Origin of the sequence: Paraburkholderia caballeronis, from assembly GCF_900104845.1 — a bacterium.
GTDB lineage: Bacteria > Pseudomonadota > Gammaproteobacteria > Burkholderiales > Burkholderiaceae > Paraburkholderia > Paraburkholderia caballeronis.
Genome location: NZ_FNSR01000001.1, coordinates 2,686,952 through 2,701,698, shown reverse-complemented (window position 1 = coordinate 2,701,698; position 14,747 = coordinate 2,686,952). Strand labels below are relative to the sequence as shown.

General features: G+C 61.2%; 21 protein-coding genes. 14 read left to right on the top strand and 7 right to left on the bottom strand.

The genetic code is table 11. The features are described 5' to 3' along the window. The 6 genes from BLV92_RS12035 to BLV92_RS12010 all read right to left on the bottom strand — a co-directional run bounded on the left by BLV92_RS12035 (position 1) and on the right by BLV92_RS12010 (position 4,026). Complete coding sequence (locus BLV92_RS12035) at positions 1-858, bottom strand: ERF family protein (RefSeq protein WP_090545165.1); 858 nt, start codon at positions 856-858, stop codon at positions 1-3. A gap of 173 nt (positions 859-1,031) precedes the next feature. Further along, positions 1,032-1,268: a hypothetical protein gene (locus tag BLV92_RS12030; protein ID WP_143040677.1), complete on the bottom strand. Its 237-nt coding sequence runs from the start codon at positions 1,266-1,268 to the stop codon at positions 1,032-1,034. A 118-nt stretch (positions 1,269-1,386) separates the two neighbouring features. Continuing rightward, entirely contained in the window at positions 1,387-1,683 is a 297-nt protein-coding gene (locus BLV92_RS12025; protein ID WP_090545161.1) for a hypothetical protein, read from the bottom strand. A 234-nt stretch (positions 1,684-1,917) separates the two neighbouring features. After that, a complete protein-coding gene (locus tag BLV92_RS12020; protein ID WP_090545159.1) occupies positions 1,918-2,196 on the bottom strand; it encodes a KTSC domain-containing protein in 279 nt (92 codons plus the stop codon). Between the two features lie 385 nt (positions 2,197-2,581). After that, the gene (locus tag BLV92_RS31520) at positions 2,582-2,803 is read right to left on the bottom strand and encodes a hypothetical protein (RefSeq protein ID WP_143040676.1); all 222 of its coding nucleotides are present in this window, start codon (positions 2,801-2,803) and stop codon (positions 2,582-2,584) included. 425 nt (positions 2,804-3,228) lie between these two features. Then, positions 3,229-4,026 (bottom strand): S24 family peptidase, encoded by a 798-nt coding sequence (locus BLV92_RS12010; RefSeq protein ID WP_244283787.1) that lies wholly within the window; start codon positions 4,024-4,026, stop codon positions 3,229-3,231. An 82-nt stretch (positions 4,027-4,108) separates the two neighbouring features. Here BLV92_RS12010 and BLV92_RS12005 point away from each other — a divergent pair, with 82 nt between their 5' ends. Then, complete coding sequence (locus tag BLV92_RS12005; protein ID WP_090547026.1) at positions 4,109-4,366, top strand: hypothetical protein; 258 nt, start codon at positions 4,109-4,111, stop codon at positions 4,364-4,366. A gap of 62 nt (positions 4,367-4,428) precedes the next feature. On the opposite strand, the gene BLV92_RS12000 is transcribed toward BLV92_RS12005, so the two are convergent. After that, on the bottom strand, positions 4,429-4,713 hold the full coding sequence (locus tag BLV92_RS12000; RefSeq protein WP_090545154.1) for a hypothetical protein: 285 nt from the start codon (positions 4,711-4,713) through the stop codon (positions 4,429-4,431). 257 nt (positions 4,714-4,970) lie between these two features. Here BLV92_RS12000 and BLV92_RS11995 point away from each other — a divergent pair, with 257 nt between their 5' ends. From BLV92_RS11995 to BLV92_RS11950, 13 genes are all read left to right on the top strand, one after another. Continuing rightward, a complete protein-coding gene (locus BLV92_RS11995) occupies positions 4,971-5,360 on the top strand; it encodes a hypothetical protein (RefSeq protein ID WP_090545152.1) in 390 nt (129 codons plus the stop codon). Beyond that, on the top strand, positions 5,357-5,599 hold the full coding sequence (locus BLV92_RS31515) for a hypothetical protein (protein ID WP_143040675.1): 243 nt from the start codon (positions 5,357-5,359) through the stop codon (positions 5,597-5,599). Before BLV92_RS11995 ends, BLV92_RS31515 begins: the two co-directional genes overlap by 4 nt. A gap of 3 nt (positions 5,600-5,602) precedes the next feature. Next, entirely contained in the window at positions 5,603-6,682 is a 1,080-nt protein-coding gene (locus tag BLV92_RS11990; RefSeq protein WP_090545150.1) for a replication protein, read from the top strand. A 34-nt stretch (positions 6,683-6,716) separates the two neighbouring features. Further along, positions 6,717-8,111, top strand: coding sequence for a replicative DNA helicase (gene dnaB / locus BLV92_RS11985; protein WP_090545148.1), 1,395 nt, complete (start codon positions 6,717-6,719; stop codon positions 8,109-8,111). Beyond that, on the top strand, positions 8,104-8,637 hold the full coding sequence (locus tag BLV92_RS11980) for a polynucleotidyl transferase (protein WP_090545146.1): 534 nt from the start codon (positions 8,104-8,106) through the stop codon (positions 8,635-8,637). Before dnaB ends, BLV92_RS11980 begins: the two co-directional genes overlap by 8 nt. Next, a complete protein-coding gene (locus BLV92_RS31510) occupies positions 8,634-9,206 on the top strand; it encodes a hypothetical protein (protein WP_143040674.1) in 573 nt (190 codons plus the stop codon). The genes BLV92_RS11980 and BLV92_RS31510 overlap by 4 nt, the downstream gene beginning before the upstream one ends. Then, entirely contained in the window at positions 9,206-9,493 is a 288-nt protein-coding gene (locus tag BLV92_RS32025; RefSeq protein WP_167627032.1) for a hypothetical protein, read from the top strand. Before BLV92_RS31510 ends, BLV92_RS32025 begins: the two co-directional genes overlap by 1 nt. Then, the gene (locus BLV92_RS11975) at positions 9,490-9,837 is read left to right on the top strand and encodes a nuclease domain-containing protein (RefSeq protein ID WP_167627030.1); all 348 of its coding nucleotides are present in this window, start codon (positions 9,490-9,492) and stop codon (positions 9,835-9,837) included. The genes BLV92_RS32025 and BLV92_RS11975 overlap by 4 nt, the downstream gene beginning before the upstream one ends. Beyond that, positions 9,834-10,256: a hypothetical protein gene (locus BLV92_RS11970; RefSeq protein ID WP_090545142.1), complete on the top strand. Its 423-nt coding sequence runs from the start codon at positions 9,834-9,836 to the stop codon at positions 10,254-10,256. Before BLV92_RS11975 ends, BLV92_RS11970 begins: the two co-directional genes overlap by 4 nt. A gap of 216 nt (positions 10,257-10,472) precedes the next feature. Then, complete coding sequence (locus tag BLV92_RS11965; RefSeq protein WP_090730093.1) at positions 10,473-11,096, top strand: hypothetical protein; 624 nt, start codon at positions 10,473-10,475, stop codon at positions 11,094-11,096. Between the two features lie 171 nt (positions 11,097-11,267). After that, positions 11,268-12,059 carry a hypothetical protein gene (locus tag BLV92_RS11960; RefSeq protein ID WP_090545138.1) on the top strand — a complete coding sequence of 264 codons (792 nt, stop codon included), beginning with the start codon at positions 11,268-11,270 and terminating at the stop codon, positions 12,057-12,059. Positions 12,060-12,065: 6 nt separating this feature from the next. Further along, the gene (locus BLV92_RS11955) at positions 12,066-12,641 is read left to right on the top strand and encodes a terminase small subunit (protein WP_090545136.1); all 576 of its coding nucleotides are present in this window, start codon (positions 12,066-12,068) and stop codon (positions 12,639-12,641) included. After that, positions 12,634-14,745 carry a terminase gpA endonuclease subunit gene (locus BLV92_RS11950; RefSeq protein ID WP_090545134.1) on the top strand — a complete coding sequence of 704 codons (2,112 nt, stop codon included), beginning with the start codon at positions 12,634-12,636 and terminating at the stop codon, positions 14,743-14,745. The genes BLV92_RS11955 and BLV92_RS11950 overlap by 8 nt, the downstream gene beginning before the upstream one ends. Positions 14,746-14,747: the final 2 nt, after the last annotated feature.

Genomic DNA, 14,747 nt, shown 5'->3' with positions numbered 1-14,747 from the left:
TCAGTCCTCGTGCGCCCAGCTATCAATCGTCAATTGCTGATCTTCCGTGAGCTTCGCGCCCTTCGATTCGATGAACTTGATCATTTGCGCCGGCGTCTTGCGGCCGGACTTCACGAATTCGCGCCACTGGTCCTTGTTCGCGTCGAATTTTTTCTGGTCATAGGGGGCGGATTGAGACTGCGCTGCGCGCGCGGCCGGGCGCTCGTTGGCACGTTGTGCCTGCGCGGTATCTTCCGACTGCTCATCGGCACCGCCGGCGCCGTCGTCGTCCTCATCCTTCGTTGACATCCCGGTCACCGCGAGCAGCGTGTAGCGCTGGAGATAGGTGATCGTGCTCGCCGCCTGCTGGATCAGGTTCTTCTTCCCGCTGGTGTCGGGCGCGCCGGTCATCGTGACTTTCTTCGAATGGCCGAGCACATGCGTGACGATGCAGTCGACGGTAATCGAGCCGCTTGCCTGGTGGATATCCCAGTCGAAGCTGAGGCCGTGCCGCGCCATGACTGGCGCAATCGCGTCTGTCACGTCCGACAGTTCAGCGTGCTTGTAGCCGACGAAGTCACCTTCCTTCGTCTTGTAGCCGACCTGCTTGCGCTTGTAGATTTCGATCGGTTCGCGCTTGAAGGCAGCCATGGCCGTAACGAACGCCTTGCGTGCCTCGTGCGCTTCCCAGCGCTCCTGCAGTTGCATCAACTTTTCGAGGCGATCGAGATCGGCACCGTTCTCGACTGCGATTCGGAGTAAATCGGCCGGCGTGGCGACAGCAATCGCAGTGCGGCTGGCATTCAGCGCCGGTACCGATACTGCGGGAGCTTCGGCAGCTTCGACGTCGACGACGTCGGCGAACGTGGCGGAGTTCATCACTTGTTCCATGGTGATTCAGGTAGCGCTGGACGTGGATACGGAAACGCGCGACGACTGTGGAACTGTGTCGAGCATTGCGTGCGCGAAAAGCACCAGCGCGAGGCATGCGATCAGCCCGAGCCAGACGGCCAGAAGCGGGTTGCGGTCCGCCCACTTTGCGAATCGGCGCATCACGCCAGTCCCCGCACGTTCGAATGGGTGAAGACGCGTGCGACGGCCGGCGGCACGTAACCGGTGCCGATGGGAGTGCGCGGCGTGATGCCTCGCCGGTTCAGCGCTTCTTTTGCGGCGCGCTGGCGGTTCGCAGTCCGGATGCAAAGCGCCAGGTATGCGGCCTCGGCAATTTCCGCGTGCGTCAGTCGCACTCCAGTGCGCACGTGGCGAAGATCGATATTGATCAGGGACATGTGGGTGCTCCGAAATAGACGTACAGGCTGAGAACCGCGATTAGGGTCGCACTGGCGCCGACGAGCACGCCATAGAGCGCGGACACGTATTCCAGGTGCCTGTTGGTTGGGATGGCCATCATTCACCCGTTGCCATGGCGATAGCATCACGGACCTTCCCGTTCCATTGGGCATTACCGGGGAGCGGACCCTCGATGTCGACAAGCTCGATGAGCAGTGCGAGAAGATCCGGCGCAGCAGCGATGAGGCGTGCGTCTTCTTCGGTGTCGCACTCGGCGATAACACGCTTCCCAGTGACATTTGCGGTAGGATCGATCGTGAGAACGGTAGTCTTGGCATGGCAACTCCAATACTCGGCATGCCACGAGCCGGCTGCCGGCCTTGATTTTTGTTCGCTCGAATTCGAATCGTCCATCACGTACTCCAAACTAAACAGGGAACTTGCCCTCAGTGAATGGTTCTGTGGCCGGACGCTACCCGGCTTCTGGCAGAGTTGTCCTGCCGCGGCTCCGGGTCCCCCGCGTTCTCGCGGATCGTTACCGGCTCTCAACTCAGGCCCCGCAGAGGGGTTCCCTTCCGCGCGTGTCTCCGTCTTTCCACGCCGCACAAAACCATTCACTGAAGGTGCCGGCCGCGCCGGCACGCCGGCTCATGCCGTAGCGCTCTCGTTGATCTTCTGGAACGGGAACTTCACGTCGTACGGCTTGATGTGCTTGCCGAAGTGCGAGCCCTTCGACTCGGCTTCGTCGAACGCGACGAAGTCCTCCGGCGTGACGTTCGCGTAGTGGTAGAGCGTCGTCGGCGCACCGGTCGAACGGTTGCGGAAGCGGATAGCGAGCGTCTTCGATGCAGCGTCGTAGCCGATCGAGTGGATCTGCGAAGATTCGACTTCCTTCAGGTCGATCTGCAGGGGCGTTGCGGTGTTCATGTCGTCTGCCTCTCGGGTGGATTGGAATGCCGCCTTGCCGAAGGGCGCTAACCGTTTCGATTTCGCGACGTTCGTCACTACGTCCGGCATGCGAAAACTCAGTCACCGATCCTTGATCGAGCATTCGGTGCAGTCGATCGACCGCAGGCCCAACCGAGTGCCCAAGAAAACACAAGGCCAAATGCCGCGATTACGTACAGGATCGGATGCATGGGGCCCTCCAGCTACTGAAGGCAAATGCGCGAGTAATCCGTTTCTCGAGCGATCTTCCAGACACGGCGAAGCGGATTCGGCTCGCACGGGTTCACGCATACGAGCTCGAGCATCTTCGTGGCGAGGAGAACGATTTCCCAGTGCCGCCTAGATTCGAAGTGCTTCATGGCGGTCAGCTATTGCGCGAAGAGCCAGCCGTACGCGAGCCCGCATGCGACGACACCAAGGCAAACCGCAATCCGGACGCGAACGAGCGCGGGCCGCGCGGCGCGGAGGAGGTCATTGTCGTTTCGGGCGCGTTGCACGGTTGCTCCCCGTCGATGTTCGATTCAGCGAGCAGGCGCGCGCCCAGCCACATGGCGAAATCGTTGGGCCGGACTTTCAGCTTTGACATGGCTCGCTCCCGCGCGGTGTTGTGTGCTGCTCTGGACTTCATTAAACACCACGTTTATGAAGAAGTCAAACACCATGTTTATTTTTTTGTTTAGGCAGGAATGCCGGGACGAAAAAAAGCCCGCTCATGGCGGGCTTCAGACGGACGAGAGGAACGTCAGTTAGCGACGGTGTTTACCGTTATTCACATGACTCCGCACTGGGGAAATTCGAGAACTTGAATTGTGTGGCACCGTGGCTTGACGAGATCACATGCATGCGCACGCCAGGTGGCATCGCGGAGCAGGAGCCCCTACTCGATACCAACGACGGGGCACTAGAAGCATCCGACGCCGTCGTTTTATCCAACATCTGACGAGCCGGGCATGCTACCGCAGCGCCTTCGTAAAGACAGTCGACTTGTATCCTTCGGCCATCGGTCCACGGTTAATTTCCGCCGGCCATTGCCGAGCCAGACCGATAGATCACCTCGCCGATGATCTTGATCAGCTCCATGCTTGCCGGCGGTACCAAGCGGTCGGGATACTTGGCGTTGTATGAGTGCAGCACGATGCCGCCGCCAACCTGCTTGAATATCTGCTTCACCAAGGGCTCATCCTCGAAATAGATCGCATATACCTGCCCGTCGCGCACATTCACCCTGCTCGAATCGACCATCATCATGTCGCGATTAAACAGAAATGGCTCCATGCTGTCGCCTCGCACGGTAAGCAACTTGCAATCTTTAGGCTTCGAGCCGAGTGACTTGAAGAACCCTATATCGAACGGCAGGGCCTTCTTCTGCCTGATTTCCCATTGGATCAACCCCGTCCCCGCCGAAAAATGATAGTCGTAGCGGTCGATCCATACCCGGTTTTCATCGGGCTCGAGATCTTCTGGCCGCTCCCAAGCCACGACGTTACCCTTCTCGGCGGGCAGCAAACGGGAGATCAGATCGTCTCGTTGACCTTTGTCCGACACACCATGTTGACCCGAAATATGCCCTTCGGCCGCCAACATTGATCCGGTCCCATCTTCGATCCATGTAGCACTGACCCCGAGCAATTTCTGGGCAAGCAGTCTTCCCTCCTTCGAGACACCCGTTTTCCTGCGTGACCAGTTGTTGATCACCTGCTCGCTCTGATTGAGTGCGCGTGCCAGATCGGCAGGGCCCTCGATTTCCGGGCGCACCTTTCTCGCCGCCTCAAAAAGACGGCGCGCCGACTCATGCATCGTTTTTTCCATGCTGCGATTCTCTCGCGAGTAAACGCTTTGTTGATACACGCCGTGTTTGCTTAATGGCTAAACATGGTGTTTAATGGGGGATATGGACACCAACGACCCTACTCCGCACCCGGACTGGCAGATGATCGAGCGCCTTGGCGGCGCATCGGAAGTCGCCAGGCTTCTTGGCTATCCCGAAAAGGGGGGCGCACAACGCGTTCACAACTGGAAGTTTCGCGGCATTCCGGCTGACGTAAAGGTCAAGCACCCAGAGCTTTTCTTGTCTGACCTCATCGATCGCGCGAAATCCTCCGACGATACGCAGCCGCCAGTCGGTGACGTTGCTGGTGAGGGGGAGTGATATGGCGCGTTTCGACATTGAACGCATCAGGGCGCGCCGTCGCCGACGCGATGGCGACACGGCTACACCGGGGGAAGATCGGTATCGCGAGACCGTCCGGGAATGCCTACAAGAACTCCGAGAAAGCCTTGCAGGAGTTCGTCGCACTCCTCGCTTAGCAGAGGGCGCCGTTTTAGCAAGCGATGCGACTGCCGCATCGTCTCCAGATGATTCACGAAATCCTGAGCGCTCAGAACCTGAGCGCCGTCGAGATAGCCGATGAGCATGGTCAGAACGAAATCGAGCACGCGACTCTCGTTTTCCAATTGCTCGATCCGCCGGGTGAGGTATTCGATTTTTTCGGTCATGCGAGCCCCGTTGTGCGTGGATTGGAGAGGTCAGAGGCTCTGATTCTCCCACGATGGCGGCTTGCATCTCGGTGGTCTCCTCGCGCGTCCCCGCGCGCGTGGTTTGCCCGGCCTGCGGGCTGGGCTTCTTTATGCATAAGTCGTCTGCGATAAGCGGGCGATCGAAGTAGTACATGGCGATTAGGTGGCGTCTTCGGACGCCTTTAATTTCGCAGCGCATCAATGGTTAATGCAACGGCCAACAATGGCTAACGGTGATGAAAAACTTCAATGACCTGATGCAGCTGGCGCTCCCGGTATTGATGGAGATACCGAAGCCGCGGCTGCTCGAAGAGGGGCTCGTCGAGAGTTGCGACGACTACGGGGACGCCATCCGTCTATGCCTCGATAAGCGCATCCGGCGCGTCCGCGAGAGTGAGATCGCCGAATACCTCGGCTTCAGCGCGCCACACCTGACGAAGGTCAAGAACGGTCAGGGGTATCTCACAACCGACCAGGAGCTTGTTCTCCAGCATCTCTGCTCGAACTGGGCCATCAGCCAATACGCGGAGATGCGCAAGAGCCAGCTCGCGGAGTTGATCGATTCGCCGGCCGCAAAGATCGCCCGCCTTGAGGCTGAACTCGCCAAATACAGGAGTGCCGCTTGAAACCCCGTTCCCAAGCTGCTGCTACCGCGACCGCTCAGATGCTTGATGAGCGTCTGCTGAGACTGAAATCGGCGCGCGGAGACGCCCCAATTCAGAACCCGAGGCTCGCTGAAGTCTCCGAGTTGTTGCATCGGATTTGCGAGGCAAAAACGCTTGACACGGCCCGTTGGATGGCAGGAGACGCACTGGTGTATCTGCGGAACTACATCTCCTTCGATCTGGAACGCAACCGAGACTGAAGTGTGGAAGACGTATCTCCGCAGCTCGAAAACGGCTTCACGCGCATCGCGAACGAGATTCTCGACGCACTCATCGCCGCCAGGCTCACGGCCCGCCAATGGGCCGTGGCAATGGCTGTGATTAGAAAGACATATGGCTTCAACAAGAAAGAGGATGACATCGGTTTGTCTCAGATCGCTGAAATGACTGGCATAGCAAAAGCGCACGTAAGCGTCGCAGTTCGCGACCTCGTCGATCGTCAGATCATGACGCGCGAAGCGGGCAAATTCGGCCATCGTCTCGGTATCAACAAGCGGTACAAAACGTGGAAGGGGGTTACCGAATCAGTAACCCCAAAAGCGGATCAACCTGAGGCCCAAGGGGTTACCGAATCGGTAACCGTAGAGGCCGCTAGTCCGGATATTCCGGATATGCCTGGGGTTACCGAATCAGTAACCCTAGAGACCCCCCAAGGGGGTTCCCAAATCGGTAACCCCAGGGTTACCGAATCAGTAACCCCCCCCGTTACCGAATCGGTAACCACAAAAGACAACCCTTCAAAAGACAACCACCAAAAGACAAAAACCTTCCCGCGCTCGCTTCGCGAACGCTTCGATATTTTCTGGTCTGCTTACCCGCGTAAAACGGACAAGCAGGATGCCCTAAAGGCGTTCACGAAGCTGAACCCTGACGATGACCTGTTTGAGCAGATCCTTGCTGGCCTTGAGGTAGCGAAGCGCTCGCCGCAGTGGAGGGTCAAACGGTTCATCAAGCACGCCTCGGTGTGGCTCAACAAGGCTTGCTGGCAGGACGAACTGGTCGTGGACTACACACCCCGGCAGATTTCCGTCATCGAGGCGTTCAACGCCGCACTGGGCGAGCGGCTCGGCAACGTCGATTTGGTCGTGTTCGTCGAAGACCGCGCGAGTTTGATCGACGACTTTCTGACCTTCAGCCGCAAGGACCCCAATTTCTGGCAGCGCTATTTTCCGTGGGTCGCTGAGAACGTTGATGTCCCGCCGCGTTGTGGATTCGATTGGCTCATTGGCCGCGATGGATTTACGAAGGTGAAAGGCGGCCAATTCACAAGGAATGCCGCATGAAGATCCTCGAGAACAAGTACCACCGGGAGGCAGCATGAACGTGCCCGAAACCTTCGACGAAAACAACTTGCGCGTGCCGCCGCATAGCATCGAGATGGAGCAGTCGGTACTCGGTGCATTGATGCTCGACAACGAAGCGATTGACCGGATCGGCGAATTACGCGCGGAGCACTTCTACCGGTACGAGCACCGCATCATCTTCGAGGCGCTCGCGAAGCTGATCATGTCGAATCGCGCGGCGGACGTGATGACGGTCCACGAAGCCCTGTCGTCGTCAGGGCGACTCGATCAGACCGGCGGCCTCAAGTACCTGAATTCCATCACGGGCAACACGCCGGGGGCGGCGAACATCAATCGCTACGCGCAAATCGTCGTCGACCGCGCGAAGCTGCGGCAGCTGATCTCGGCGGCTGACGAAGTGCAGACCGAAGTTTTCCATCGGAACGGCAAGACTGCCGAAGAACTGATCACTTTCGCTCAGGAAAAGTTTGAACCGTTGTCTGAAGGTCGCGCTGAAGGACCGAGGTTCATCGGTCAATTCCTCACACCGGTGATCGAACGCATCGATCAGGAATACCACGGAGAGGCGCCGCAGGCGATTTCAACCGGTCTGCGAGACCTCGACTTCAAGTTAGGTGGTGGCATCAACGGCGGTGATCTGATCATTCTGGCCGGCCGGCCGTCGATGGGAAAGACTGCCCTTGCGATGGCGATCGGCGAGCACGTCGCGGAGACGCACGGGCCCGCATGCGCGTTTTCGCTGGAGATGCCAGGCGCGCAACTTACCCAGCGCGCGCTCGCGCGGCAGGGCGACATGGCGCTGCAGATGCTGCGCAACGGCTCACGTATGAGCGACTCCGAATGGCCAAAACTCACCCATGCGACTCAGGTTCTGTCGGAGATGAATCTGCTGATCGATGACACGCCGGGCCTGTCGTTGGTGGAGATCGCGAGCCGTAGCCGCGCGGTGAAGCGCAAGCACGGTCTGAAGCTGATCATCGTCGACTACCTTCAGCTCATGACGGGCGGCCCGAATGAGCGCCATGACCTGCGTATCGGCAGCTACTCTGCCGGCCTGAAGGAACTTGCCAAACGGCTCGACGTGCCGGTTATCGCACTCTCGCAACTGAATCGCGGCCTCGAACAGCGGCCCAACAAGCGGCCGATGATGTCGGACCTGCGCGATTCCGGCGCCATCGAGCAAGATGCCGACACGATCATCTTCCTGTACCGCGACGAGGTCTATCACGAGAACTCGCCGGACAAGGGCGTCGCTGAGGCAATCATCGGCAAGCAACGCAATGGCGCGCTCGGCACTGCGTACATGACATTCATCCACGAACAGGCGAAATTCGCGGATCTCGCGATGGGATATGTGCCAACGCCACGCACGGCGCCGACGAAGGCGAGGGGCTTCAGCGATGACTGACCTCGTGACCGAATTCGACACGCCGTCGCCCGTGGTGGCCGAGCCGACGGTGAATGTGCTTGCGCTTGATCTCGGAACGCACTGTGGATTCGCTTTGTCGCGCGGTGGCGTGCTGACCTACGGCACGAAGAACCTCAGTGCGCGCAAGGGCGACGGCGCCGGCCAGCGTTGGCTCAAGTTCCGCGCGATGCTCGCGAACCACTATAACGCTGCGGGCGAACTGCACGCCGTCTACTACGAGGACGTGAAAGCTCACGGCCCGAAGGACAAGCCGAATACGATCGCAGCCCACGTGTACGGCGGTTTTGTGGCCCACCTCGAAGCGTGGTGCGACGTACAGCGCGTGCGCCTCGTGCCGCTCGGCGTTGGACAGGTGAAGAAGTCGTGGACCGGCAACGGCGCTGCGAAGAAGGATTTGATGATCGCCGAAGCGCGCCGGCGCGGATTCAAGGTTGCGGCCGAGGAGGACGACACTGCCGATGCACTGGCGATTCTGCATCTGGCGCTTGCCATGGAGGGACGATGATGGACAGCTCATGGACGCCAGAGCAGGAACAGTTGCTTCGAGACATCTGGCCTACTGGCGAAAGCATCAAGCGCCATATCAAGGCGCTCGGTGATCGCTCGTACAGCACGATCATGTCTCACGCGAAGAAAGTGCTCAAACTTGGCTCCCGACCGAAGACGGCACGCGGTCGCGTGGCCTATGCATGGCCAACGATTAAGGCCGAACTGGAGAAACATCCTGGCACTGCACCGGAGTTGATCAAGCGAACCGGTCTGAGTATGGCTCCTGTTTGTGGCCACCTGCGCAAAGCCAATCCGGGACCAGACGGCGCAATTCACATCATCGGATGGCGTAAGCGTTCGACTGGCGGTAAGCCGGTAGCAATTTACGCTATCGGACCTGGCGAAAACGTGCCGATGCCGGAACCATTCAGCCCTGCCGAAAAATGGAAGCATCGTTGCACGCGCCGCGGCGTCGGCCGAGATCCATTCGCGCTAGCAAAAGGTCATGTCGTCGCGCCGACCACCGGTAACGGGCGCGTCTATCGTCAATCGATGGACGTGCGCGATGACCTGGAGGTGGCGTAATGGAACGCTTGGCACTCGGCCGCCCAGCTCCGATCAACAGCGGCGCGCCTGTTAGCGCCGATTGGAAGGAGGGATTTGCCGTACTGCCCGGCTTCGGCGATGCCGCCCATTACTTCACGCGCGACGTCCCGCGAGTCTGCTCGTTCGACGGGATGTTGACGCTTATCACGCCGGTCACGACAGCATGCGGTCACGAGCGGTTCGAATTCCGCACAGCGCGGCTCATGGAACCGGGCGCGTTTCTTACGTGCCGGCACTGCGCAGCCGCGCGCGGAGCGAAGCGATGACGGCGCGAATTTCAGGCCTCGGCATCCCGAAGGCGCTCACCTATCGTAACAAGCGTATTCGCGAGTCGGCGCGCGACGAAGAATGCCTCGTTCGTTTGCCGGGCATCTGCATGCACGGTACGGCCGCGACGATCTGGAGTCACTACCGCGGCAGCGCCGGGGGCAAAGGTGGGGCGTTGAAGTCCGACGATCTTTGCGGTGCGTACGCTTGCACGGCGTGCGACGCAGCGTATGACGGTCAGCAACCGCCGCCGGCCGGCATGACGTATGCCGACGTCGTTGCAGCTTGGCATGAAGGCCACATCCGTTCAATCGTGCGACTACATGCAAAGGGGGTGATATGAGCGACCGTCTGTACCGCTCCTATCTGCTGACCGGTCCGGGCGTCTGGCGCCATGTCGTCGAAGTCGTGAAGGCGCACGCACGCGCGTTCATCGACCGGGACAAGCCGCTCATGGTGATCATCTGCTCCCAGGAGCACGACGCGACCGACAGCCAGCGCGCGTACTGGCACGGCGTGATGCTGCCGCGCATCGCCGACGAGATACCGGACGAAGAGACGGGCGAACTGCGGCCGGTCGCGTGGTGGCACGAAAAGCTCGTGCTCGAATTCTTGGGCATGACCGAGACGACGAGCGCGAGCGGAAAGATCCGGCGCACGCGGCGCTCGACGGCGCGCGGGAAGATCACGGCCGGCGAGTATGCCGATCTTATTCAGCGCGTGCAGGTATGGGCTGCGCATCAAGGTGTGGAGTGGGACTAAGCATGAGTCGAAACTGGCGCGACGCCGACGATCCGTGCTTAGTGCTGCAACGCAAACAGGAGCGCACATGCGCCGGCTGCGCTTTGCTCACGGTACAGGCCTATCTCGGCACGCGGAAATTCGTATGCCGCCGGGGTAAGCAGAAAGCATCCACGGACATTCAAGAGATGCGGCGGTGCAGGTTTTATGACGATGAGGCTATAGCAGAGGTGAAGAATGGAAGGCATGTTTAATTCGGCCGAGCAGGCCATCCATGTTGCGTATCTGGTGATGTCGGTCGATGCGCGCCAACCGAACGCGTTCGCGCAGATGCTGCGACACGTCCTCGAGGAATTGCCGAGTCGTACGACGAAGCAGGAAGCGATGCTGGAATACCTGGGTGGCGCGCACAGCAGCGATTACATCGATCCGGCCGAATCGTTGACGATGGATGAATACCGCGGTCAGTGTGCGCAGATCACCGATCGCATCCGCAATGTCCTGCCAGGACCGGAATGTTACGCGGTCTGGTCACGATGGGGCGTCAGGACCGGGCCGGAAGGCGAGAAAAGCGTGGGTGTGCAGGGGCTTGCCGAATACTGCGCGCCGCTGCTGCGCATTGGCGAGATCGAGGCGATTCAAGCGCTCGTGTATGGCCGAACGAACGAGCGTTGGCGTCGGCAAGGTCTGTCGTACGAGGAAATCGCCAAAGCATACTCGATCAGCGTGAAGACGCTACGGCTGGCTGCGGCGACCATTCGGACGACGGCCGAAAGTCTGGAGAATAGGGCGATCCAGCGGTTATCCCCAGAGTGGGAACGCGACGGATTGATTGCGGTTGGAGAGAAATCTTACAGTTAAACCTTTCAGCGGTTGACTGTTTGGGGCAGTTAGACTATCCTTTTTCGCAATCGTGGTAAGTGTCCCTTACGAAAGCCCCGCCGGTTAGCACCGAGCGGGGCTTTTTCGTTTCCGTCTCCTCTCGACCATGCGGGTGGTCGGCTTCCCGGCGCTGCCGGGTTTTTTATTCCCATGGCTGCGATCGAGATCTCCGTCCGGACGAACGTGCGGGAGTTCGAGCGCGGCCTGAACGACTGGGTCCGCAAACAGATTCCGTTCGCCACGGTGCAGTCGTTGAACGCGATGGCGTGGGAGTCGCGCGGCGCGGTTCAGGACGCGATGCGCAGCGACTTCGACAACCCGGTGCCGCGCACGATCAACAGCGTGCGCGTGGGGAAGGCGACGAAGCAGAGCCTGCGCGCAACGGTCTGGATTGACGACGAGCCGAACAAGGGAATCCCGCCGGAGAAATGGCTTTCGGCGGAAATTCTTGGCGGCCCACGGCACCACAAGCGTTTCGAACGCGCATTGCAGGCGCGCGGCCTGATGCCCTCCGGAACATACGCCGTCCCGGGTGCGGGCGCGCCACTCGACGCCTCCGGGAACATTCCGGGCAGTTTTCTCGTCCAGCTGCTGTCGTACCTGGCGGCGTTCGGCGAGCAGGGCTACCGCGCGAACATGACGGACAAGCGCAGGAAGCGTTTGCACAACATCGTCGTCAGCGAGAAGGGCTACAAGAAAATCGCCGGCGTTGCCTACTTCGTCTCGAAAGGCACCGGCCGCAACCTGCATCTGCCGGCGGGCATCTATAGCAAGACGGGCACGCACGGCTCGGATATCAAGCCGGTGATCCGCTTCGTACGCATCCCGAGTTACGTCGAGCGTCTGCCGTTCGGCCAGATCGTCGAGCAGCGCGTGAAGTCGCGCTTCGATGAGATCCTGAGCGAGCAGTTCGCGCGCGCCATCGCTTCTGCGAAACGGTGACCGGCCATGGCGAACGAACAGGAGTCGGCGCCCCGTTTTGTCGGGAAGGCCGAGCTGTGCGAAATCATCGGATGGTCGCGCCCGACGCTCGATCTGCGGCTGTCGAAGGACGCCGGTTTCCCGGTGCGGCGCCGCGGCGGCAGGGGGGCCAAGTGGGAGTTCGACGTCTCGGCGGTCCAGTCGTATCTCGCTGGCGTGAAATTGCTGCCTCGCGCCGCGGATCCGGTGAAGCCCGGCCGGCCGCCGAAGCCGCGAACTGACGACGCCGCCGAAGAGGGCGAGAAGCTCACGCAGGCCGAGTTGACGCAGCGGCAGCGCCGCGACGCCGCGCAGGCAGCGCTCCTCGAGGACAAGCTGCGCGTCGCGCGCGGCGAGCTCGTCGACGCCGAAGAGGTGCGGCTGACGCTCACTACGGTGCTGACTCAGCTCGGTAAAGGCCTCGAAGGTTTGGGCGACACGATCGTTTCGCGCCTGCGGCTGCCGGCCGAGCATGGCGTCGTGATTCGTGAACTCATCGACGAGTTGCGCCAGACGTCGGTGCGCGATCTCCGAAGACTGCTCAACGCTCCCATCGATGGCTGATTTCCCGTACGCGTCGGCTGCGAGCATCGCGGCGGACGCACTCGGTGCACTTGTGCCGATCGAGCGGGTATCGGTCGCCGAGCACGCGCGGCAGAAGAGGTTTCTGGCGAACACCGGTGGCGGCTATGTCGGTCGCTGGCGGCATGAGAAGGTGCCGTATGTCGTCGAGCCGATGGAATGCCTGACGGATCTGCAGTACCAGACGATCGCCGTCGTCGGCCCGGGTCAGTCCGCAAAGACCGAGATCGCACAGAACTGGCTGCATCATTCGGTCGACGTCGATCCGGCGAACCTGCTCTGGTACATGCAGACCGACCCAGGCGTCGAGGCGTTCGTCAAGACGCGCATCAACCCGATGATCGAAGCCCACGAGGCGATGGCATCGAAGGTCGGGCAGCGGGCTGTCGACAATTCGCTGCACTTCAAGCGCTTCGCCGGCATGTCGGCCGAATTCCTTTCGGCGACGGACAGCACGCTCATCAACAAGTCGGCGCCGCGCATCGTCGCGGACGAGGTCGACAATTACCAGCTCAAGATCGGCGACATCCGCGCGCTTTTCGACGTGCGGCGCCAGACGTACGGGCGGCAATCGAAGCTGCTCGCGCTGAGCCACCCGGACCGCGCCGAAGGCCTCAATCCTGAGACGGACTGGGCGGCCGGGATCATGGCGATCTACGGCGACTCGGACCGCAGGGTCTGGTACTGGCCGTGCCCGGAATGCGGCGCCTGGTCCAGTCCCGTGCCGATCGCGCAACGGGTGATGGCGCTGAGCTATCCCGAGGACGCGCCGCTCGACGTCATCGAGCGCGAGGCGCATCTCGTCTGCCCGGTCAACGGCTGCATCGTCCATGACCACCAGCGGCACGGCATGAACCTGCACGGCCGCTGGATAGGCCGCGGCCAGGAGATCGACGAGGACGGCCGCGTCGCCGGCGAGCTCGAATACTCCACGACGGCCGGATTCTGGATCGTCGGCGCCATGTCGCCGTTCGTGTTTGGCGGCCTCGGCGGTCTGGCGCGTGCGAAAGCGAAGGCGGACCGCGAATTCGATTCGACCGGCGAAGACCTGACGCTCAGACAGGTCACGGTCAAGCAGTTCGGATTTCCGTACACGAAGCGTCGGGCCGTCGGTTCGATCGACGCGAACGCGGTCGCCGAGCGCGCGGAGGCTGATTTGAAGCTCGGCGCTGTCCCCGAAGGCGTTCGGTTCATTACCGCTGCCGCCGACTGCCAGATCTCGCACTGGGACTGGCTCGTGCGCGGCTGGGGTGTGAACGGCGAGAGCTGGATCGTGGCGCAGGGTCGCCTTCCGGGCGATCCGGCCAATTCCGCGGACGATTGGGACGCGCTGCTCGCGCTCCTGATGGTCGATTTTCCACTGTCGGACGGATCGGGTCGGCGTATGCCGGTCCGCGCGTTCGGCTTCGACGCGAACGGGCTGCCGGGCGTGACAGCTCACGCGTACATGGCATGGCGCCGCTGGCGCGCGAGAGAACGCACGCCGGTGCGTCGTCTCGGTCGCATCGGCGGTCGGGATACATGGACCGTCATCACGATGAAAGGCGCGAAGCTGCTCGACGCGCCGCGGCTCATCGTGACCTACCCGGATACGTTCCGGCAGGCAAACCGCGCGGCGGCGCGCGGCGCGGTTCCGCAGGCGCAGTTCAACCCGAACCTGTTCAAGGATGACCTCGCGGGCCAGCTGCAGCGCGGCGAGCCCGGCGAATGGTACGTGCATTTCCCGTCCGAGTTGCGCTCGAAGCAGGAACCGCATCTGTGGTTCGAGCAGCTCGCTGCCGAGACGCGCACGAAGTCCGGGCGGTGGGAGAAGGTGAGCCGCGGGCGGCGCAATGAAGCGCTTGACCTGATGGTCATGACGCACGTGCTCGCGCATCTGCACGGCCTTGCCGCGATCGACTGGGCGCGGCCGCCGGGATGGGCCGCACCGTGGGAATCGAACACCTCGATCACGGTGGCAAAACCGGAAGTCGAAGTCCGCGCTGAGCCGCAACCTCCAGCACCGGCGCAGCGAACGCAGCTCGCGCGCGAACCTGCGCCGACGGCGGCCGCCAAGCCCAAATCGTGGATCCAGAAATTCCGATAGCC

Coding starts and splice junctions, on each gene's coding strand:
- BLV92_RS11965 (WP_090730093.1), top strand. CDS start 10,473: ATGGAAGGCATGTTTAATTCGGCCGAGCAGGCCATCCATGTTGCGTAT.
- BLV92_RS11995 (WP_090545152.1), top strand. CDS start 4,971: ATGAAAAACTTCAATGACCTGATGCAGCTGGCGCTCCCGGTATTGATG.
- BLV92_RS11970 (WP_090545142.1), top strand. CDS start 9,834: ATGAGCGACCGTCTGTACCGCTCCTATCTGCTGACCGGTCCGGGCGTC.
- BLV92_RS12010 (WP_244283787.1), bottom strand. CDS start 4,026: ATGGAAAAAACGATGCATGAGTCGGCGCGCCGTCTTTTTGAGGCGGCG.
- BLV92_RS11955 (WP_090545136.1), top strand. CDS start 12,066: ATGGCGAACGAACAGGAGTCGGCGCCCCGTTTTGTCGGGAAGGCCGAG.
- BLV92_RS12025 (WP_090545161.1), bottom strand. CDS start 1,683: ATGGACGATTCGAATTCGAGCGAACAAAAATCAAGGCCGGCAGCCGGC.
- BLV92_RS12000 (WP_090545154.1), bottom strand. CDS start 4,713: ATGACCGAAAAAATCGAATACCTCACCCGGCGGATCGAGCAATTGGAA.
- BLV92_RS11980 (WP_090545146.1), top strand. CDS start 8,104: ATGACTGACCTCGTGACCGAATTCGACACGCCGTCGCCCGTGGTGGCC.
- BLV92_RS12030 (WP_143040677.1), bottom strand. CDS start 1,268: ATGTCCCTGATCAATATCGATCTTCGCCACGTGCGCACTGGAGTGCGA.
- BLV92_RS12020 (WP_090545159.1), bottom strand. CDS start 2,196: ATGAACACCGCAACGCCCCTGCAGATCGACCTGAAGGAAGTCGAATCT.
- BLV92_RS12035 (WP_090545165.1), bottom strand. CDS start 858: ATGAACTCCGCCACGTTCGCCGACGTCGTCGACGTCGAAGCTGCCGAA.
- BLV92_RS12005 (WP_090547026.1), top strand. CDS start 4,109: ATGGACACCAACGACCCTACTCCGCACCCGGACTGGCAGATGATCGAG.
- BLV92_RS31520 (WP_143040676.1), bottom strand. CDS start 2,803: ATGTCAAAGCTGAAAGTCCGGCCCAACGATTTCGCCATGTGGCTGGGC.
- BLV92_RS31510 (WP_143040674.1), top strand. CDS start 8,634: ATGATGGACAGCTCATGGACGCCAGAGCAGGAACAGTTGCTTCGAGAC.
- BLV92_RS11960 (WP_090545138.1), top strand. CDS start 11,268: ATGGCTGCGATCGAGATCTCCGTCCGGACGAACGTGCGGGAGTTCGAG.
- BLV92_RS11975 (WP_167627030.1), top strand. CDS start 9,490: ATGACGGCGCGAATTTCAGGCCTCGGCATCCCGAAGGCGCTCACCTAT.
- BLV92_RS11950 (WP_090545134.1), top strand. CDS start 12,634: ATGGCTGATTTCCCGTACGCGTCGGCTGCGAGCATCGCGGCGGACGCA.
- BLV92_RS32025 (WP_167627032.1), top strand. CDS start 9,206: ATGGAACGCTTGGCACTCGGCCGCCCAGCTCCGATCAACAGCGGCGCG.
- dnaB (WP_090545148.1), top strand. CDS start 6,717: ATGAACGTGCCCGAAACCTTCGACGAAAACAACTTGCGCGTGCCGCCG.